The sequence below is a fragment of the Sorangium sp. So ce321 genome, from assembly GCF_051530195.1.
Taxonomy (GTDB): Bacteria; Myxococcota_A; Polyangia; order Polyangiales; family Polyangiaceae; genus Sorangium.
Map to the genome: position 1 here is coordinate 6,733,659 of NZ_CP150329.1, position 18,753 is coordinate 6,752,411.

Below are 18,753 nucleotides of genomic sequence, written 5' to 3' on the forward strand. Positions count from 1 at the left end.
GACCGGGCGGAGAGCGCGTCCGCTACGCGCCCGCGCCGTCTCTGGCCAGGCGAGAGAGCTTGTCGGGGTTGCGCACGATGTAGATGTTCGTCGCCGCGCCGTGCTCGTCATAGGCGAAGGAAACGCAGGCCGTGGCCGAGCCGTCCTTCCGCAGCACGACGCCCCGGCCTCCGTTGATGTCCTCCTCGTCCCACTCGTAATCGCTCCAGTACTCGTGGAGCGCGCGGCGGATGAAGCCGAGGACCTCGGCCTTGCCCCGCAGGACATGGAGGATGGTGGGGACCTTGCCGCCCCCGTCGGCGCAGAGCTCGACGTCGTCCGAGAGCAGCGCCGCGAGGTGGTCCGTGCCGCCGCTCGCGATGGCGGTCTGGAAGGCGGCGAGCAGCCGCTCCTGCCGGTCCAGGGGGGTCGCGTGCCGCGCCTTCGCTTGCGCGATGTTGGCGCGCGCGCGCGAGACGAGCTTGCGGCACGCGCTCTCCTGGATGCCGAGCGCCGCGGCGACCTCCGGGTAGGAGACGTCGAAGACCTCGTGGAGCAGGTACGCCGCCCGCTCCTTCGGGGCGAGCCGCTCGAGCACCAGCAGGAACGCTGTCTGGAGCGACGACGAGAGCGACAGCCGCTCGCCGGGATCGAGCTCGGCCGGCGCGTGGATCGGCTCCGGCAGCCACGCGCCCACGTAGTCCACGCGGGCGCTCCGCGCGGAGCGCAGGAGATCGATGCACCGGCGGGTGCAGAGGGTCGTGAGCCACGAGCCCGGGTTCTCGATGGCGCTCCTGTCGGCGCTCTGCCACTTCAGGTACGTGTCCTGCACCGCGTCCTCGGCCTCCGCGCGCGAGCCGAGGATGCGGTAGGCCAGGCCGAGCAGCATGGGCCTGGCCGCCTCGAAGGCCGATGCGTCGTCGCGCTGCGCCATCTCAGTGACTCGACACCTGGATGCGGTTCCAGAGGTTGATCATGGCCACGGCGGCGGTCAAAGCGCCGATCTCCTCCTCGGAGAAGTGCTCCCGCAGCCGCGCGCGGAGCGCCGCGTAGTCGGTCCGCCGGTCGAGGACGGTCAGCGCCTCGGTCCACGCGAGGGCGGCCCGCTCGCGCTCATTGAAATCGCTGACGTGCTCCCAGACCACCACGCGGTCGAGGCGGTCGTTCGTCTCGCCGTCCTGCCGCGCCTCCCTGGTGTGCATCTTCACGCAGAAGGCGCACTGGTTGATCTGCGACGCGCGCAGCTGCACGAGGTGGATGATCTTCCGGTCGAAGGCGTGCCCCTCCATCACCCGGTGCACGCCGGCCAGCGCCTGCAGCACGTCCGGGATCACCTGCTCGTACTTCACGGCGGATCGCTCGCTCATCGTCGTTCTCCTTGTCATGGGCCCGCGGGCCCCTCCCCTGGATGACGATCGAGCCTTCGCGGTTGTGACGTGTGGCCGACGCGCGCGCTCGCCGGGCAACGAGTTTCATCCTCACATGAATTTTGCACCGATCCATGGAGAGCTCGCCGCGAGGCCGAAGGGCCTTGAAGGAGGGCCAGGGCTACCTCGGTGTGTGTGGCCGCGTGATGGCCTCTGGTATTTGCGGCACCGGGCGGGCTTGCCGCGCCAATGTCACACCGATTACCCTGGGTGAGATGAGCCTGGCAGCCTCCCTGTTGCGGATCGATCCCCGAGACGATGTGGCCGTCGCCGTGCGGGGCCTGGCCACCGGCGATCCGGTGGCCGAGGCGATCACCGCCCGTGTCGAGATCCCGGCCGGACACAAGGTAGCGCTGCGCGCGGTGGCCGCCGGCGAGCCGGTGCGGAAGTACGGTTGGCCGATCGGGCGGGCGACGGTGGACATCCAGCCGGGCGACCACGTGCACACGCACAACCTGGCCACCGCGCTCTCCGGCCTCGACACCTACGCCTACGAGCCCGCGACCCCGGAGCCCCTCTCCTCCACCGAAGACCGCACCTTCCTGGGTTACCGGCGGAAGAACGGTCGGGTGGCCACCCGCAACGAGATCTGGATCCTCTCGACGGTGGGCTGCGTCTCGCGCACAGCCCAGAAGGTGGCCGCCGAGGCGGACAGACGCTTCAAGGGCCGGGTGGACGGGGTCTACGCGCTCACCCACCCCTTCGGCTGCTCCCAGCTCGGGGGAGACCTCGAGGCCACCCGCCGGATGACCGCGGCCCTGGCCGGCCACCCGAACGCGGGCGGCGTGCTGATCATCGGCCTCGGCTGCGAGAACAACCAGCTCGGCCTGCTCCTCGAGAGCGCCCCGGGCCTCGATCGCGAGCGCCTGCGGTCCTTCACCGCCCAGACGGTCGAGGATGAGCTCGAGGCGGGCGTCGAGGCCGTCGAAGAGCTGGTCAGGGTCGCCGAGCAGGACCGCCGCGAGCCCTGCCCCGCCTCCGACCTGGTGATCGGCCTCAAATGCGGCGGCTCGGACGGCTTCTCGGGGCTGACCGCCAACCCGCTCGTGGGCCGCATCGCCGACAAGGTCTGCGCCGCCGGCGGCTCGGCCATCCTGACCGAGATCCCGGAGATCTTCGGCGCCGAGCGCCTGCTCATGGCCCGCGCCGAGAGCGAGGCGGTCCATGCGGAGGTCGTCGGCGTGGTGAACGACTTCAAGAGCTACTTCATCGCCCACGGCGAGCCGGTGTCGGAGAACCCCTCGCCCGGCAACATCGCTGGTGGCATCACCACGCTGGAGGAGAAGTCCCTGGGCGCGGTGCAGAAGGCCGGCCGCGCCCCGGTGACCGAGGTGGTCCGCTACGGCGGGCAGATCCGCGGCAAGCCGGGCGTGGCGCTGCTGGAGGCCCCCGGCAACGACGCTGTCTCGTCCACGGCGCTCGCCGCCTCCGGCGCGACGGTGATCCTCTTCACCACCGGCCGGGGCACGCCGCTTGGCTTTCCCGTGCCGACCCTCAAGCTCGCCACCAACTCCAGCCTCGCCCAGCGCAAGCAGCGCTGGATCGACTTCGACGCCGGCCGCGTCGCCTCGGGCGAATCCATGGATACGGCCGCCGACGCCCTGATGGACCTGGTGCTGGCCACCGCCTCGGGCCGTCCAACCCGCGCCGAGGAGAACGACGAGCGCGAGATCGCGCTCTGGAAGCGCGGCGTCACCCTCTGAGCCTGGAGCGCCTCTCGCAAACGCCTGTTCGTCGGGGGTTTGGCGGTTCCCAGGCGAACGAGGCGTCCGCTTGTTTCGATCCACGTCACGAGCTGATCGACGTTCCTGCGCGGTGATCTAGCCGTGCGCGGCGCGCAGCTGCGCGCGGACAGCCGACGGCGTCGCCCCGGTCTCGCGCCGAAACGCGCGCTGAAACGCCTGCACCGTGGCGAACCCGACCGCGTGGGCGATCTGCTGGTTCGACAGCGTCGTCTCGCGGAGCAGGCGGCGCGCGTGCTCGGTGCGCAGCGTCGCCCGGTACGCCATCGGCGGCGCGCCCGTGGCCTCGAGGAACCGCCGGGCGAGCGTGGCGCGCGAGACGCCCACGGTTCGCGCCAGGATGTCGACGTCCCACGCGCGCGCCGGGTCGTGCACGAGCTCGGCGATCGCGCGGGCGACGACGGGGTCTTGCGTGGCGCCGAGCGCGGCGAGCTTCGCGGGCTCGCGGTCGGCGAGCAGCCGTACGAGCTCGATGAGGATGAGCTCGAGCCAGCGACGGCGAGCCAGCCCCGCCCCCAGGCGCGTCTCGTGCAGCTCGCTCCGCAGGCGCGCCAGCGCGTCGGCAAACGAGGGCCGCGCCTCGATGGCCCGCGCGCCGGCGTGGATCACCGTCGGCAGGACCTGCAGCAAGGGGGCGAGCGTGTCGTGCTCGAACCGGAACACGCCGCACAGCGCGCGCGCCGTGGTGGCGCCGCGGCCGAGCACGCGCTCGCCGTCCTCCTCTCGCGCGACCTCGAGCCACCGGTCGAGGAGCGCGGGCTTCGCCCTCGCGTCGCCGTGGTCGACGCGGTGCCCCACGTTCGGTCGCACCAGCGCCACGTCGCCCTGGTAGAGCGAGACAGCCTCTCGCCCGGCGCGCAGCACGCAGCTCCCCTCGGTCACGTGGTGGAGCACCAGGATCGGACGCGCCGGAATCTCGAGCGCCCAAGCCCCTCGCAGGACGGTACGGCAGACGAGCTCGGACGAGAGTTTCGCCATGGAAAATCGGCTCGAGAGCGGGTCATCCTGGTACATGGCGCGAGCCTAGCGATGATCCAGAGCGCTCGCAACGTGAGCGTTTGGGGCCATTCGTTGCGCGCGCCGGCCATGGTGGGCGCGTCCGCCGAGGGCTACATCCAGCCCATGAACGACGCCACCATCGCTTCCTCCGCCTCATCCCTTCCGTCGCGCCGCCTCGGCGGCGCGGGCATCGCCACGGTGCTCACTGGCCTCACGCTGTGCTTCATCGGCGCGCGCTTCCTGGTCGTCCCCGGCGCCGCGGCTGCGGGCTTCGGCGTGCCGCTCACTGGCCTCGCCGCGTACGCTGTCGCCAAGGGCGTGCGCGACCTCTCCTTCGGCGGCTTGCTCGTCGCCTTCGCGCTCCTTGGCGAGCGGCGCGCCGCGGCGCTCACGCTGCTCCTCGGCGCCGTGATCCCCGTCGTCGACGGAGCCATCGTGCTCGCGTGGCGCGGCGCTCACCCGGGCTACCTCGCGGTCCACTGGGGCACCGCCGTGCTCTGCGTCGCGCTCGGCGCGCTGCAGCTCCGCCGCCGTGCGTGACCCTACCAGGTGCTTGGAGGAGTCCCGTCGGGGCGATAGTCGATCACAGGGATTCCTCACGCGAGCGAGATCGCACAGGGGAGATTATGTCCATTCGACCCGACCCACAGGCTGTAGAATGCGCCGAGCATCTCGACGGTGTCATCGGGAACGCAGATTGACCCGGGGTTCTAGAGCGGCATTCGCTCGGGTTTGATGCAGACGTCCTTCGTCCTTCGTCCTTCGTCTCTCGTCTTCCGTCTCTCGTCTCTCGTCTTGCGTCTCTCGTCTTCCGTCTCTCGTCTTGCGTCTGTCTTCCCCGTGCGCGTGCGCGTGCGCGTGCGCGATTCCCCGGAGTCAGCGCGCACGCGCACGCGCACGCGCACGAAGGACGAGCACGGAAGACGGAAGACGGAAGACCGAAGACCGAAGACCGAAGACCGAAGACCGAAGACCGAAGACCGAAGACCGAAGACCGAAGACCGAAGACCGAAGACCGAAGACCGAAGACCGAAGACCGAAGACCGAAGACCGAAGACCGAAGACGGAGTACCGATTCCGCCTGAAAACCGCTCTAGGCCGCCTCGCGGCGGCCGGTCTCGATCCGGAGTGGCTCGATCTTGCCGACGATGAAGAGGTAGCTGAACGCGCCGAGAAGGCAGAAGCCGCCCGCCACGACGAGCGGGATCGTGAACGAGCCCTTGGTCACCGAGACCATCACGCCGGTGAACGTCGTGATGACGATGCCGGCCAGATTCGACGCGAAGTTCTGGATGCCCCCGATCGAAGCCACGTGGCGCGGCGTGGGCGCGACGTCGCCGGGAAGGGACCAGACGCTCGCGCCGGCGAACGCGAGGCTCGAGTACGAGATGCCGAACAAGATGAGCATCAGGGTCACGTTGGACGTCAATGACGACAGCGTGATCACCGACGACACCAGCATACCGCCGACCATGCAGGTCTTGCGTGCGGCGGTGAGGCTCCAGCCCCGACGATAGAGCGCGTCCGAGACGAAGCCGCCGATCCAGCCGCCCGGGATCGCCATCAGCGCGGGAACCATGCCGAGCGTGCCGAGCGACTTGAGCGAGAAGCCGCGCGTCTGCACGAGGTAGCTCGGGAACCACGTGATGAAGAAGTAGTTGGTGAAGTTGAGGCAGAAGAAGCCCAGCATCATGCCCCAGAGCGTGCGATGGCGGAAGAGCGACGCCCACGTCACGTCGTTCTGCGCGTCCTTGGCGGGCGGTGCGTGGATGACGTCGGCCTCGCCCGTCATGTCGCCGTGGGCAGGGCTGCGGTAGATGACGACCCAGCCGAGGATCCACACCGCGCCGAGCAAGCCCGTGATGATGAAGGCCGCCTGCCATCCGAACGTATCGATGATGAGGGCGACGAGGGGGATCGACAGCGCCGAACCGACGCGCGCACCGCTATCGAAGATGCCCGTCGCGAGCGCGCGCTCGCGCGGCTTGAACCACTGGCTCACGAGCTTGGCGCAGGCCGGGTAAGCGCCGGCCTCGCCGGCGCCGAGCAGCAATCGGTAGCCGAACATGGACGCGACGCTCGACGCGCCGGCCGTCGCCACGGTGAAGAGCGACCACCAGCCGACGGCGACCGGCAGCGCGATGCGCCCCCCCACACGGTCGATGAACCAGCCGAACGGCATCTGCATGAGCGCGTAGGTCCAGAAGAAGCCGCTCATGATGAGGCCCATCTGGGCCGGGCCGATGCCGAGCGCCTTCTCGATCTCGGGCGCCGCGACCGCCAGATTGGCGCGATCGATGTAGTTGATGGCGACGGCGAGAAAGCACAGGAAAAGCACGACCCAACGCATCTTTCTCATCTGCATGTCTCCTTGGACGGCGTATCTGTTCGTGCGACCGACAGCTCTCGCGCGATGCCCGCCGGGCGGCGCTGCCTCGACGTACGCCGCGCGCGCGACGCGATGGCAGCTGCATCGGGTTGTCGTGGTTATCGGTGTGGTGTTCGCGGCGGCCCGCGCGGCCGGCCGGCCGCGCGAGCTGTGGCAGCCTCACCCGCTCATGCGGGCACGGCCGTGTGGAGCGACGCGCGCAGCCGGGGCTGCTCGAGGTTCAGGCCGAGCTCGCGCGCGAGCTCGATCACCGGCCCGAAGCGGCGTCGCTTCTTCTCGGCGTGGTTGCGCGCGATATCGGAGAGCCGGTGATCGAGGAACGGGTTCTCGAAGCGCTCGCGCACCTCGTCGAGGTAGGCGCGCGCGGCGGCGCCCTTGCCGAGCCCATCGAAGACGGGCACCACCTCGTCGCGCCAGAGCGCCTCGAGATCGGCGCGCAAGGCCGGGTCGCCCATCGCGTGCCGCGTGTTCTCGTCGGCGGGGCGCCCGTCCGTCTGCCAGCGCTCGGCGAGGTAGGTGTGCCCGAGGTTCAAGAGCAGCAGCTTCAAGCGCTCGTAGTGGGGCAGGTCGTCCGTCACGATCATCGCTTCATGCCGGCACGGCAGCACCATGCCTTCGCGCTGCTCGATCGCCCAGAGCGCATAGGGCTCGGCGATCGCGCCGACGGGGCGGATCGGCTCGGAGACGATCCGGTCGACGAGCGAGTTCACCCAGACGCACGTGTGCTCGATGTAGCGCAGGAAGGCGGCGTCGGCGCCCCACTGGCGCGCGACGCCGCCGACGAGCGCGCGCAGCGTGTCGCCGTTGTTCGACACGAGCTCGCAAGGCAGCAGCGTGAGCGGCGCCGCGCCCGCCTCGAAGCGCGCGCGCAGCAGGACGACGAGCTTCGCGATGAACCCGCGCGGCACGCCCGCGCCGGGCGCGAGCAATGCCGCCGTGTCCTCGGGAAAGCAGAGGTATCCGCTGTCGCTCGTGTTCGAGAGCACGACGCGCGCATCCTGCGCGAAGCGCTCGCGCACGAGCGGCCAGTCGGTCTTCGCGTCGAGCGCTTCCGTGATCGACCTGCATTCGATCGTCGTGTCGATGACCGCTTCGCGGCGCAGCCCGCGGATCCGCACGGAGTAACGCCCCTGTGCGCGCAGCGCTTCGATGCGCGCGCGGCTCTCGGGGTTCGACGTGGTCTGCACCACGGTGACCGTCCCGAGCGCGTCGCCGAGGCGCAGCGCCTCCGCGATGAAGAAGTCCGCGTGAGCCTGCAGGAAGCGGCTCGTGCCGAACTGGAGAATCGGATTGCCCATGTCAGTGCTCCGGCGGCTCGACAGGCGCGCGCTCACGACACGCCGACCATGATCTTGGATGTTCGACCGGGGTCGGCAGCCCAGCCGGCGAGCGCGTCGGGCACGCCTTCGATGGGGATCGACCTCGAGATCAGGAGGTTCGGGTCGAACGTGCGCCGCTCGAAGAAGGCGATCACGTCCGAGAACTCGCCCAGGCAGTTGCGCGAGCCGAGGATGTCGAGCTCCTTCATCACGAACAGCTTGGTCTCGTAGCTCACCGGCTCTTTGCCGTACCCGATGTACACGACGCGACCGCAGAACTTCACCCACTCCACCGCGTTGCGGTACGTCGCGGTCGCGCCCACGGCCTCGATCACGACGTCCGGCCCGTCGCCGTTCGTCAACTCCATCACGCGCTCGCGTGCATCGGCGCCCGCGAGCACCGCCTCGCGCGCGCCGAGCGCCCTGGCGAGCGCGAGCTTCTCGTCCTGCGTGTCGAGCGCGATCACGCGCGCGCCGCGGCTCACCGCCCCGGCGATGGCTCCGAGCCCGACGCCGCCGCAGCCCATCACCAGGACGGTCTCCTCGGCCTCGACGCGCCCCCGCGCCGCCGCGTGAAAGCCGACCGAGAACGGCTCGACCAGCGCGAGCTCGGTGAGGTTCAACTTCCGTGACGTGAAGAGCTTCTGGTACGGCACGGCCACGAGCTCGGTCAGCGCGCCGTCGCGCTGCACGCCCATCGTCTTGTTGTCGCGGCAGGCGTTGCGCCGTCCCGCGCGGCACGAGGGACACACGCCGCACGCCGTGTACGGCGTGAACGTGACGTCGGTCCCGACGCGCCAGTCCGCCTCGACGCCGGAGCCGAGCTCCACGATCGTGCCGGCCACCTCGTGACCCAGCACCCGAGGGTACGTCACCATCGGGTTCTTGCCCAGGAACGTGTTCAGGTCGGAGCCGCACAGGCCGACCCGTCGCACGCGGATCAACACCTCGTCGTGCGCCGGCTCAGGCTCGTGGATCTGGGTCACCTGCGCAGCCGACGGACCGGTGATCGTCAGGGCTTTCATGCTGTCATTGCCTCGCTGAGCGACTTCGTTCACTCGCGGCGTTCACGGCGCGCTCCGCAGCCGGGGCCGCTCTGTTCTGCGACAAAGAAAACACAGCGCCACGTCGACCGGCAGAAGCCGAGGCGACATGGCGTTGCTTCACGAGCCGTGGGCGGGGCGGCAGGCGCCCTCGCCGCGGCGTTCGGGACGCCCCTGTTCAGGGATGACGCGCATAGAACTTCTGTGCGTTCTTGAACATCACCTTGTCACGCGCCTCCTGACCGAACTCCTTGAGGTAGAGCTCGGCAATCTCGATCTCCGAGGCGAGGCTGCCACCCATGTCGACCACGGGCCAGTTGCTGCCCCAGATCAGCCGGTCTTCGCCGAAGGCCTTCATCAGCACGTCGAAATGCGGCTTGTACGCCGCGACGTCGGTCGGCGCCTTCCAGGGATCGTCCTCGGTGGCGGCCGGGTTGTACATGTCGAAGAACGACGAGAACTTGATGTAGATGTTCGGGTGCTTGCCCAGCCGCTGCATCGCGTCGACCCAGGCCGGATCCGGCGTCGGCCCTTTCGCGCCCGCCAGGTGGTCGATGATGATGCGGAGCCTGGGCACCGCCGTCGCGAGCGCCTCGACCTTGTCCTTCGGGTTCAAGGTGCCGCGGCTGATGATGTCGAGCGTCATGCCCTTGGCCGCGAGCTCCTCCAGCGAGGCGAGCTGCTTCTGGTCGAGCGTCAGCTTCGGGCTCCAGAGGAAGCCGCGGATGCCGACCACGCGCGGGTCCGCGGCGAGGCGCGCCAGATCGGCGCTGAAGCTCGGCGAGCCGAGCTCGAGCTGCGCGACAAGGAACTTGAAGAAGCCGTTGTTCTTCGTCATCTCGAGGACCTTGACGTTGTCCTCGACGACCGGGCTGGCTTCGACGACGCCGGTGCCGACGATGCCATTCTGCTTCGCGATGGCCTCGTACTCCGCGGGCAGCACGTCGCGGTATATCGGCTTCTGCTTGGCCTCCGGCCAGACGACGCCGCCTGGCCGCGTGACCTGGTAGAGATGGATGTGCGTGTCGAGGATGGGACCGCGCTGCGCCGCCGGCACCGCCAGCGGGGCCGCCGCTTTGCTCGTGTCGCCCGCCGTCTCCGGTGGCGTCGCGGTGGTCGAGGAAGACGAGGCGCACGCCGCGAGCGGCGAGAGCGCCATCGTCAGGCACAGCGTGGCGAAGTTCGTTTTGATGCTCGTGAGCATGTTCAGGTGGAGCCTTTCGGAGTCGGTGCCGGGCTCGATCCCGATGGCGAAGGCGCCGGCACGCATGACGACCCCCTCAGTCAAAAAAGCCGATGGTTCGTCTTTTATGTGACCGTTCACAGTTCATCAACCGTAAAGCGACAGCGTTACTTGCTCAGCTCTTCGATGGCCGCGGCGAGCTCCGCGGGTGGCAGAGCGTCGGCGGCGCGCCATGGGGGCATGCGCAGCGGCGAGGTCGCGGGCTCCTGCAAGCGAGCGATGGCCCGCGATCCCGCGATCCCTCGGACATACGGACGCACCGACGCACGGACGCATGAAGCGCCCCCGCTACGAGAGAATGTGAACGCTCACATAATGCATGTCAAGCTTGATCGGCTGCACGCGTTTTTTCGCGACTGACGCGTTCCGACGACTCGACCAGGGCCCAGCTCGTCCGTGCAGGCGTTCGTCACTGGGCCATCGAAGACGCGCGGCGTGGTGACGCCGTCGAGTCGAACGCGGTCGGCGCTGGGGGCGGGTGGTCCTCCCCCGCTGGCGCATCGACATTCATCGCAAAGTTGCACCCATTCTGAAGGCGCTCGGGGAGCTGAAGGACACACCAGAAAGCTCGTGAGCGGCTCGCCGTCGAACCAGCTCTCACGCACGTACGCGACCTGATCCTCGACATGCGCCTTGTCTCTCGGCGAGCCGGGACGCGCGGGGGCCATGAACGGCCCGCGCGTCTGCCAGCCCGCGCGTCTGCGCAAGGTCGAGGAAGGCCGGCACGAGCACGAGCACGAGGCGAGCTCGCGGAACATTCCTATCTCCCGGTCCTCGCCGACGTCGCCGCGACCTTGCTCGTCGATCCTGGCCGGTCATCAGCCAGGAGTCGCGCAGCTGCATGCCACCCCATCACATTTCCGCGGCAACAGATTGTTCCAGACCATGTAAAACCGCCTCCACCTCTCGGAGCGATCCGCTCGAGCCTCGTGTCGTCTCCACCAGCTCGCTGCCGAGGCGTACCTGCGCGACCTCGTTAACGCGGCGCTCCGGAAGAGCCCCGTCAGCCGTGTCTCCTCTCGGGATCGAGCATACGTGCCGGCCGGTCGATTGGTGTTGACGTCCATAATGTGAACGCTCACAATGTGGTCACGCGTATCCGCCTGTCCCGCCCTTCTTCGGGTCGTCATGCGCACCGAGGCCTTCGTCATCGGATCGATCTTGGTCGGTCCTGGCGCCGGCTCCGTTCGCTCGGCCGCCGCGGAAGTGATTGCTGATCGATGGTGATCGGCGTTCTGGCAGGGTGATTCACGGCTTCGTCTCGGTGCGCTCCCAGAGTTGGTCCGACAGCAGCAGCTCGCGCCCCCTCCGGCGCCTCTCAAGCTAGCGGGATCAGCGGGGCACTGCCAGGTGCTCTTGCGCTGAGTCAGCGGTGCGAAGCGTAGGCTGGAACAGCGCCCTGACCCGACCGCACGGAGACAGCCCGCGCGCTTGCAGCTGGCGTAAGCAGTTGAATTTATCAAACATTATTTTGATTTCCGTTGCTCGCGAGGAGTCATGCGAAACTTGATCAATCGTTATATCTACGCGGCTCTGGTCGGCCTCCTGCCGCTTGGCGGCGCATGCTCGGACGGGTCCGACCCCGGTCCGGGTGCCAGCAGCACGGCGACCAGCGCCGTTGGAACGACCGGGGTGGGAGGCGGTGGAGCCGGCGCGGCCGGGGTCGGCGGCGGCGGTGGCGGCGGCGGCGGCGGTGGCGGCGGTTCGGGAGGCCAGGGAGGCGGCGACCAGCTGGAGTGCCCGCCCGCGCCTCCAGAGACCGGGCTCTATGCTGCCGATGCCACCGGCGTCACCTTCAACCTGGAAGCCGGCCTGATGAGGCTCGATGTTTGCAACGAGAGCATCATCAGGGTCCAGTACGCCACTGCGCCCTCGCTCCCCGACAAGACCTCCCTGTCTGTCAATAACAAGTGGGGCACACCGAGCTTTTGCGTCACGGAGAGCGCGGGGACGGTGACCATCACCACCTCACGCTTGAAGGCCAATGTCGACACGACCAGCGGCCTGGTCACCTACGCCGACTTGAACGACAACGTCATCCTGTCGGAAGACAGCAAGGCCTTGACACCCGTGACCGTCGAGGGGGTCAGCACGAACCGCGTCGAGACGGTCTTCAACTCACCTGCCAACGAAGCCTTGTTTGGTCTCGGCCAGCACCAGGACAGCGTGATGAACCGCAAAGGGACGACCCGGCGCATCCTCAACGTCAACACGGAGATCAACGTCCCGATGCTGGTGTCCAACAGGGGTTACGGGATCTTCTGGGACAACTATTCCGCGTCGAACTTCGACGGGGCCAAGTCCAACAACACCAAGTACAGCTATGCGTCCGAAGCCGGCGAGATGGTGGATTACTACTTCTTCTATGGCCCGAGCATCGACGAGGTCGTGGCCCAGTACCGCACCGCGACCGGCGCGGCCCCGCTGTTCCCGAAGTGGGCCTACGGGCTCTTCCAGTCCAAGGACAAGTACAGCAGCCAGGCCGAGCTGCTGAGGGTCAAGGACGGCTACCGCAACAACAACATTCCAGTCGACTGCATCGTCCAGGACTGGGATTACTGGACTCCGTATGCGTGGGGCTCCCACTTCATGGATCAAGGACGCTATCCGGACCCAGCAGCTCTCATCAACGAGATGCACAAGGCCAACGTTCATACGATGATATCCATCTGGCCGGTGTATCAGCGCGTGAACACGGAGAGGAAGCCGGGAGAGATGGACAACTACAAGGCGCTCGACGAGATCGGAGCGCTGTTCGCCAGCGGCGGCACACACCATTTCTATGACACGCTCAACCCCGCCGCCAGAGCTCTGGTGTACCAGCAGATCCACGATCGCCTGCTGGGGCCGCATGGCTGGGACGGCATCTGGGCCGATAACACCGAACCTCAGGGCTATCCGGACTCCGTGAACGTCCGGGCGGCTGACACCGCGCTCGGCAAGGGGGCCCTGTACGTGAACGCCTATCCCCTGGGACACGCCCAGGCGTTGTACGAGCACTGGCGCACGACCGGCCCGAAGGAGAAGCGGGTCTACGTCCTCACCCGCAGCGCCTTTGCCGGCCAGCAGCGATACGCCACGACGTGCTGGTCGGGGGACATCAACAGCGATTTTCCCACCTATACCAAGCAGATCCCTGCGGGGCTCAATTTCTCGCTCGCGGGGATGCCCTACTGGACCACTGATATCGGCGGGTACTGGGGCCACAACGTGGACTGGACCACCAGCGCGAACAATGAGCTCTTCACCCGCTGGTTTCAGTATGGCGCCTTCTCCCCGATCTTCCGGATCCACGGAGGCGGCTCGAGGGAGCTGTACAGCAACAGCTGGAGCGCCGCCACCAAGGCCAATCTCCTCAAGATCGACAACCTGCGCTACCGGCTGATGCCGTACATCTACTCGTTGGCATGGAAGGTGACCAGCGAAGGCTACACCATGATGCGGCACCTGGTCTTCGACTACCCCAATGACGAGAAGGTGTTCAACATCAAGGATCAGTTCCTGTTCGGCCCTGCCTTCCTGGTCAATCCGGTGACCACCGCGGGCGCCAACAGCCGCTCCGTTTATCTCCCCGCAGGGACCTGGTACGACTTCTGGACAGGCTCGACGACGGACGGCGGGCGTACGGCCTCGGTCCCCGCGCCGCTGAGCGAGATGCCGCTCTTCGTCAAGGCGGGCTCGATCGTTCCCATGGGTCCCAGCATCCAGTATGCGACGCAGAGCGTCGACCCGGTGGAGATCCGGATCTACGCAGGTCAAGACGGGGCCTTCACCATGTACGAGGACGAGGGCGACACCTATGACTACGAGGACGGCAAATACTCGGTCATTCCGCTCACGTGGGACGAGTCTGACAAGAAGCTGACCATCGGCGCAAGGACAGGGAGCTACAGCGGAATGCCGGCCAGCAGGACGTTCAGGATCGTGTGGGTAGGCTCCAATCATGGCGCCGGCGTCGATGTCACTGCTGCTGCAGATCAAGTGGTCACATACGATGGCTCGGAGGTGGTCGTGACCGCAAACTGAGCGCCGGCCGCTGGCGCTCTCGTCAACGCGCCGCGCCGCCCAGGCCCCGCCCCCCGGCGCGGAGATGGGGAAGGATTCGAGCCACAGAGGCACGGAGGAGCACAGCGTCTCGTTGTTCTCTCCTCTGTGTCCTCTGTGCCTCTGCGGTTCCTTCTCTCATGAAACAGGGACGCGCTTCGCCTACCTGCCGTGGTTCCGCGCGCCGTGAAGGTGAGCGGGGTCGCGGGCCGCCTCGCCGGCGCCGCCCAAGGGGCTCTCTCCGCTCGCGAGCGTGCACACATCTCTGCTTATAGACCGCGATCCACGGAGAGCGATCGCGCTGCGCTCTCCACGAACGGACGCCGGCTGCCGTGTCCCTAATCACACGAGCAGCCTGATTTCCCACCTCGATCCATTCCCGCTCCTCGTCGATCGTTTCCTACCGCTTGACAGCGCGATCCTCGACCTCGTATCACGATGGATCGAGCATCGGCGCTATCGAGCGAACCACGGACGAGGAGGGCTCTCATGACGATCATTGGACGATGTTGGACGGCGGCCTTCGGGCTCCTGCTGACGACGGCGGCGTGCGGGTCGAGCGATACCGCCGGCGCGGGCACGGATGTCGGACGCATCGATCGGGCGCCGACGCCAGCGAGCGAGTTCACCCCGGTGGAGCTCGAGGCGACGGTCGATCGCCTCATCGCCATGATCAACGAGAGCACGATCGAGCCGATGCAGATGGTGGTCCTGCTGAAGAACCTCGACACCTTCTTCGAGCCGATCGCCACAGGCGCAAGCCGCGCCATGGGTGAGCTCGGTGTCACGGGGAACGTGCTCGGGCCGACCGACCAGTCGGGCGATCCCACGACATCGCAGGACCTCCAGAATCAGCAGCTCGCGCAGGCGGCAGCGGGTGGCGTCGAAGGGATCGGCGTCTCGCCCTACGGCGAGATCAACGCGGCCGCCGTCGACGATGCTGTCGCGAAGGGGGTCCACGTGGTGACGCTCGACACCGACGTGGCGAACTCGAAGCGCTCGCTCTACGTCGGAGCGCTCAACACGTCTGCGGGAGCCACGGCGGGGGAGACCCTGCTCCCGATGCTGCCCCCACCTCCAGGTACGGTGTTGATCCACGGCAACATCGGATCAGACTGGGGCGACGGGTACGCTCGGACGCAGGGAGCCTTGGAGGTGGTCAAGGCAGCCGGTTACACGCCCCTGGTGAGCCAGGCTTCCTTCTTCGCCGACGAGGCCTTCGACGTCGCCTCGATGAAGGGCCAGATCGATTCCGCGGATCCGCCCGTCGTCGGTATGGTCGGCCTGTTCAACATCTCGTACCGGTGCGTGATGGGCGCAGACGCCGCGGGCATACCGGACGTCCCCATCGTCGCGTTCGACTTCGATCCCAGGACCGTCGACTACATGCGCCAGGGGCGCATCAAGGCCACACACACCCAGCGGCAGTACTACGAGGGTTACCTCGTGCCCTACATCCTCTATGGCATCAAGACCATCGGCCTCGACGCGACCAGGGAGATCCTCGCCCCGCTGATGGACGGCGATAGCCGGGTCAACATCGGCCTCGACGTGGTCCCGTCGGAGAAGATCGACGCTTACAACGCTTTCCTCGACGAGATCGGCGCAGGTCAGTAGCGGGATCGCCGCTCGTGGGAGACCTCGCGCGTCGCGGGCGGGCGCTCGAGGCCCGAGCAGGCTGGATCCGGCCCGGCGGCGCCGGGGAGGCCGCAAGACCGCTTGCAAGACCGAAGACAGACGATGGTCGAGCATGCTCGGGGGGAGACCGGCCGAGGGCGGAGGGCGCCTCCGCTTGCGCCCGCCTGGACGTGCGAAGCTGCGCCCCCGTCGGCAAGGAGGTCTTTGTGGTAAGCTTGTTCGAGCCCTCTCGTTTGAAGGACGTGACGCTGCGCAACCGCGTGGTCGTCGCTCCCATGTGCCAGCACTCCTCGAGGAATGGGTATGCCGCCGACTGGCACCTTGTTCGCCTGGGCTCGATGGCGCGGGGCGGCGCCGGGCTCGCGATCGCGGAGGCCACGGCGGTCTCCCCGGAGGGGCGCATCAGCCCGCGGGACGCCGGCCTCTGGGAGGACGGGCAGATGGTGCTCGGCGTTCTGGCAGGGCGATCCACCAGAGGACACCGCAAGTCTCGCTTGAGCGAGCGGCCTTGACACCCGTGACCGTCGAGGGGGTCAGCTCAACTTCTCGCTCGCGGGGATGCCGTACTGGACCACCGATATCGGCGGGTACTGGGGCCACAACGTGGACTGGACCACCAGCGCGAACAATGAGCTCTTTACCCGCTGGTTCCAGTATGGCGCCTTCTCCCCGATCTTCCGGATCGATGGAGGCGGCTCGAGGGAGCTGTACAGCAACAGCTGGAGCGCCGCCACCAAGGCCAATCTCCTCAAGATCGACAACCTGCGCTACCGGCTGATGCCGTACATCTACTCGTTGGCATGGAAGGTGACCAGCGAAGGCTACACCATGATGCGGCACCTGGTCTTCGACTATCCCAATGACGAGAAGGTGTTCAACATCAAGGATCAGTTCCTGTTCGGCCCTGCCTTCCTGATCAATCCGGTGACCACCGCGGGGCGCTACCAGCCGCTCCGTTTATCTCCCCGCGGGGACCTGGTACGATTCTGGACGGCTCCTTCACTCTTTACGAGGACAAGGGCGACAGCTATGACTACGAGGACGGCAAGTACTCGCTCATCCCGCTCACGTGGGACGAGTCCGTCAGGAAGTTGACCATCGGCGCAAGGACAGGCAGCCTATGCGGTTCCTTCTCTCATGAAACAGGGACGCGCTTCGCCGACCTGCCATGGCTCCGCGCGCCGCGAAGGTGGGCGAGATCGCGGGCAGCCTCGCCGGCGTCGCCCGGGGGTCTCTCTCCGCGCGCGAGCATGCACACATTTCTGCTTGAAGACCGCGGTCCACGGAGAGAGCTCGCGCTGCACTCTCCACGAACGAGCGGAACGAGCGGAACGAGCGGAACGAACGCCTGACGCCGTGCCCCGAACAACACCGATAGCCTGGTTTCCCCCCGCGATCCATTCCCGCTCCTCGTCGCTCGCCTCCTGACCCTTGACAGCGCGGTCCTCGACCTCGTATCACGATGGATCGAGCATGGACTCCGGGGCGCCTGGCGCTTCGCAATCGCTTCCGTGGAATGATGTGCGGCTCGCGTACGGCGGACGACGCATGTGCTATATGGAAACCGAGCTGCACGTGGGAATCGCGTCCCCGCTCTGGGCATCGTGCGCGCCGGCAGCGCCCGGTCACCTGGGTTATGTCGCATGCCACACCTGGGGATGAGCTCGCGGAGGAGGGATTCTGACGCAGGGGTGCAGCGCGCGATCGAGCGAACCACGGACGAGGAGGGTTCTCATGACAAGGATGGGACGATGCTGGACGGCGGCCTTCGGGCTCCTGATGACGACGACGGCGTGCGGGTCGAGCGATACCGCCGACGCCGGCACGGAGGTCGGACACATCGAGCGGCCGCCGACGCCAGCGAGCGAGTTCACTCCGGTGGTGCTCGAGGCGACGGTCGATCGTCTGCTCGCCATGATCAACGAGAGCACGGTCGAGCCGATACAGATGGTGGTCCTGCTGAAGAACCTCGACACCTTCTTCGAGCCGATCGCCACGGGCGCGAGCCGAGCCATGGGTGAGCTCGGTGTCACGGGGAACGTGCTCGGGCCGACCGACCAGTCGGACGATCCCACGACATCGCAGGACCTCCAGAATCAGCAGATCGATCAGGCGGTAGCGGGCGGCGCCGAAGGGATCGGCGTCTCGCCCTACGGCGACACGAACGCGGCCGCCGTCGACAAGGCTGTCGCGAACGGGGTCCACGTGGTGACGCTCGACACCGACGTGGCGACCTCGAAGCGCTCGCTCTACGTCGGAGCGCTCAACACGTCTGTGGGCGCCACGGCGGCGAACACCCTGCTCGCGATGCTGCCCCCGCCTCCAGGTACGGTGATAGTCCACGGCACCATCGGAGCAGACTGGGTCGACGGGTACGCTCGGACACGGGGAGCCCAGGAGGTGCTCCAGGCAGCCGGTTACGCGCCCGTGGTGAGCGAGGCCGTCTTCTCCGCCGACGAGGCCTTCGACATCGACTGGATGAAGACCAACATCGAGACCGCGAACCCGCCCGTCGTCGGCATGGTCGGCCTGTTCAACATCTCGTACCGGTGCGTGATGGGCGCAGACGCCGCGGGCATACCGGACGTCCCCATCGTCGCGTTCGACTTCGACCCCAGGACCGTCGACTACATGCGTCAGGGGCGCATCAAGGCCACACACACCCAGCGGCAGTACTACGAGGGTTACCTCGTGCCCTACATCCTCTATGGCATCAAGACCATCGGCCTCGACGCGACCAGGGAGATCCTCGCCCCGCTGATGGACGGCGATAGCCGGGTCAACATCGGCCTCGACGTGGTCCCGTCGGAGAAGATCGACGCTTACAACGCTTTCCTCGACGAGATCGGCGCAGGTCAGTAGCGGGATCGCCGCTCGTGGGAGACCTCGCGCGGCGCCGGCGGGCGCTCGAAGCCCGAGGCTCCTGGGTC

Annotated in this window: 14 protein-coding genes and 2 pseudogenes; 9 read left to right on the forward strand and 7 right to left on the reverse strand. The window is 67.5% G+C overall.

Annotated elements, in window-relative coordinates:
• Nucleotides 1-22: 22 nt before the first annotated feature.
• Nucleotides 23-913 carry an RNA polymerase sigma factor SigJ gene (gene sigJ / locus WME89_RS24885; protein WP_438011568.1) on the reverse strand — a complete coding sequence of 297 codons (891 nt, stop codon included), beginning with the start codon at nucleotides 911-913 and terminating at the stop codon, nucleotides 23-25.
• Between the two features lies 1 nt (nucleotide 914).
• Entirely contained in the window at nucleotides 915-1,346 is a 432-nt protein-coding gene (locus WME89_RS24890; protein WP_438011569.1) for a carboxymuconolactone decarboxylase family protein, read from the reverse strand.
• Between the two features lie 275 nt (nucleotides 1,347-1,621).
• Here WME89_RS24890 and WME89_RS24895 point away from each other — a divergent pair, with 275 nt between their 5' ends.
• Entirely contained in the window at nucleotides 1,622-3,109 is a 1,488-nt protein-coding gene (locus WME89_RS24895) for a UxaA family hydrolase (RefSeq protein WP_438011960.1), read from the forward strand.
• A gap of 117 nt (nucleotides 3,110-3,226) precedes the next feature.
• Here WME89_RS24895 and WME89_RS24900 read toward each other — a convergent pair whose 3' ends face one another.
• The gene (locus WME89_RS24900) at nucleotides 3,227-4,162 is read right to left on the reverse strand and encodes a cupin domain-containing protein (RefSeq protein ID WP_438011570.1); all 936 of its coding nucleotides are present in this window, start codon (nucleotides 4,160-4,162) and stop codon (nucleotides 3,227-3,229) included.
• A gap of 15 nt (nucleotides 4,163-4,177) precedes the next feature.
• On the opposite strand from WME89_RS24900, the gene WME89_RS24905 reads away from it, so the two are divergent.
• Nucleotides 4,178-4,687 carry a DUF4267 domain-containing protein gene (locus WME89_RS24905; protein WP_438011571.1) on the forward strand — a complete coding sequence of 170 codons (510 nt, stop codon included), beginning with the start codon at nucleotides 4,178-4,180 and terminating at the stop codon, nucleotides 4,685-4,687.
• A gap of 553 nt (nucleotides 4,688-5,240) precedes the next feature.
• Here WME89_RS24905 and WME89_RS24910 read toward each other — a convergent pair.
• From WME89_RS24910 to WME89_RS24925, 4 genes are all read right to left on the reverse strand, one after another.
• Entirely contained in the window at nucleotides 5,241-6,506 is a 1,266-nt protein-coding gene (locus tag WME89_RS24910; protein WP_438011572.1) for an MFS transporter, read from the reverse strand.
• A 197-nt stretch (nucleotides 6,507-6,703) separates the two neighbouring features.
• Nucleotides 6,704-7,834: a mannitol dehydrogenase family protein gene (locus WME89_RS24915; protein WP_438011573.1), complete on the reverse strand. Its 1,131-nt coding sequence runs from the start codon at nucleotides 7,832-7,834 to the stop codon at nucleotides 6,704-6,706.
• Nucleotides 7,835-7,866: 32 nt separating this feature from the next.
• Complete coding sequence (locus tag WME89_RS24920) at nucleotides 7,867-8,880, reverse strand: zinc-binding alcohol dehydrogenase family protein (RefSeq protein ID WP_438011574.1); 1,014 nt, start codon at nucleotides 8,878-8,880, stop codon at nucleotides 7,867-7,869.
• A gap of 196 nt (nucleotides 8,881-9,076) precedes the next feature.
• Nucleotides 9,077-10,168, reverse strand: a complete 1,092-nt coding sequence (locus tag WME89_RS24925) for an amidohydrolase family protein (RefSeq protein ID WP_438011575.1) — start codon at nucleotides 10,166-10,168, stop codon at nucleotides 9,077-9,079.
• Nucleotides 10,169-11,638: 1,470 nt separating this feature from the next.
• On the opposite strand from WME89_RS24925, the gene WME89_RS24930 reads away from it, so the two are divergent.
• From WME89_RS24930 to WME89_RS24960, 7 genes and pseudogenes are all read left to right on the forward strand, one after another.
• The gene (locus WME89_RS24930; RefSeq protein ID WP_438011576.1) at nucleotides 11,639-14,167 is read left to right on the forward strand and encodes a glycoside hydrolase family 31 protein; all 2,529 of its coding nucleotides are present in this window, start codon (nucleotides 11,639-11,641) and stop codon (nucleotides 14,165-14,167) included.
• Nucleotides 14,168-14,674: 507 nt separating this feature from the next.
• A complete protein-coding gene (locus WME89_RS24935; RefSeq protein ID WP_438011577.1) occupies nucleotides 14,675-15,802 on the forward strand; it encodes a substrate-binding domain-containing protein in 1,128 nt (375 codons plus the stop codon).
• 227 nt (nucleotides 15,803-16,029) lie between these two features.
• Nucleotides 16,030-16,263: pseudogene (locus WME89_RS24940) on the forward strand (NADH:flavin oxidoreductase/NADH oxidase); the annotation flags it as partial.
• 103 nt (nucleotides 16,264-16,366) lie between these two features.
• Nucleotides 16,367-16,609: pseudogene (locus WME89_RS24945) on the forward strand (TIM-barrel domain-containing protein); the annotation flags it as partial.
• A 45-nt stretch (nucleotides 16,610-16,654) separates the two neighbouring features.
• The gene (locus tag WME89_RS24950; RefSeq protein WP_438011961.1) at nucleotides 16,655-16,918 is read left to right on the forward strand and encodes a hypothetical protein; all 264 of its coding nucleotides are present in this window, start codon (nucleotides 16,655-16,657) and stop codon (nucleotides 16,916-16,918) included.
• On the forward strand, nucleotides 16,810-17,175 hold the full coding sequence (locus WME89_RS24955; RefSeq protein WP_438011962.1) for a DUF5110 domain-containing protein: 366 nt from the start codon (nucleotides 16,810-16,812) through the stop codon (nucleotides 17,173-17,175). The genes WME89_RS24950 and WME89_RS24955 overlap by 109 nt, the downstream gene beginning before the upstream one ends.
• A 382-nt stretch (nucleotides 17,176-17,557) precedes the next feature.
• Nucleotides 17,558-18,685 (forward strand): substrate-binding domain-containing protein, encoded by a 1,128-nt coding sequence (locus WME89_RS24960; RefSeq protein WP_438011578.1) that lies wholly within the window; start codon nucleotides 17,558-17,560, stop codon nucleotides 18,683-18,685.
• The last annotated feature ends 68 nt before the right edge of the window (nucleotides 18,686-18,753 follow it).

Excerpts from the sequence above, each read along its gene's own strand:
- sigJ (WP_438011568.1), bottom strand. The coding sequence starts at position 913 with ATGGCGCAGCGCGACGACGCATCGGCCTTCGAGGCGGCCAGGCCCATG.
- WME89_RS24890 (WP_438011569.1), bottom strand. The coding sequence starts at position 1,346 with ATGAGCGAGCGATCCGCCGTGAAGTACGAGCAGGTGATCCCGGACGTG.
- WME89_RS24920 (WP_438011574.1), bottom strand. The coding sequence starts at position 8,880 with ATGAAAGCCCTGACGATCACCGGTCCGTCGGCTGCGCAGGTGACCCAG.
- WME89_RS24930 (WP_438011576.1), top strand. The coding sequence starts at position 11,639 with ATGCGAAACTTGATCAATCGTTATATCTACGCGGCTCTGGTCGGCCTC.
- WME89_RS24895 (WP_438011960.1), top strand. The coding sequence starts at position 1,622 with ATGAGCCTGGCAGCCTCCCTGTTGCGGATCGATCCCCGAGACGATGTG.
- WME89_RS24950 (WP_438011961.1), top strand. The coding sequence starts at position 16,655 with ATGCGGCACCTGGTCTTCGACTATCCCAATGACGAGAAGGTGTTCAAC.
- WME89_RS24935 (WP_438011577.1), top strand. The coding sequence starts at position 14,675 with ATGACGATCATTGGACGATGTTGGACGGCGGCCTTCGGGCTCCTGCTG.
- WME89_RS24910 (WP_438011572.1), bottom strand. The coding sequence starts at position 6,506 with ATGAGAAAGATGCGTTGGGTCGTGCTTTTCCTGTGCTTTCTCGCCGTC.
- WME89_RS24905 (WP_438011571.1), top strand. The coding sequence starts at position 4,178 with ATGATCCAGAGCGCTCGCAACGTGAGCGTTTGGGGCCATTCGTTGCGC.
- WME89_RS24915 (WP_438011573.1), bottom strand. The coding sequence starts at position 7,834 with ATGGGCAATCCGATTCTCCAGTTCGGCACGAGCCGCTTCCTGCAGGCT.
- WME89_RS24900 (WP_438011570.1), bottom strand. The coding sequence starts at position 4,162 with ATGTACCAGGATGACCCGCTCTCGAGCCGATTTTCCATGGCGAAACTC.
- WME89_RS24925 (WP_438011575.1), bottom strand. The coding sequence starts at position 10,168 with ATGCGTGCCGGCGCCTTCGCCATCGGGATCGAGCCCGGCACCGACTCC.
- WME89_RS24960 (WP_438011578.1), top strand. The coding sequence starts at position 17,558 with ATGACAAGGATGGGACGATGCTGGACGGCGGCCTTCGGGCTCCTGATG.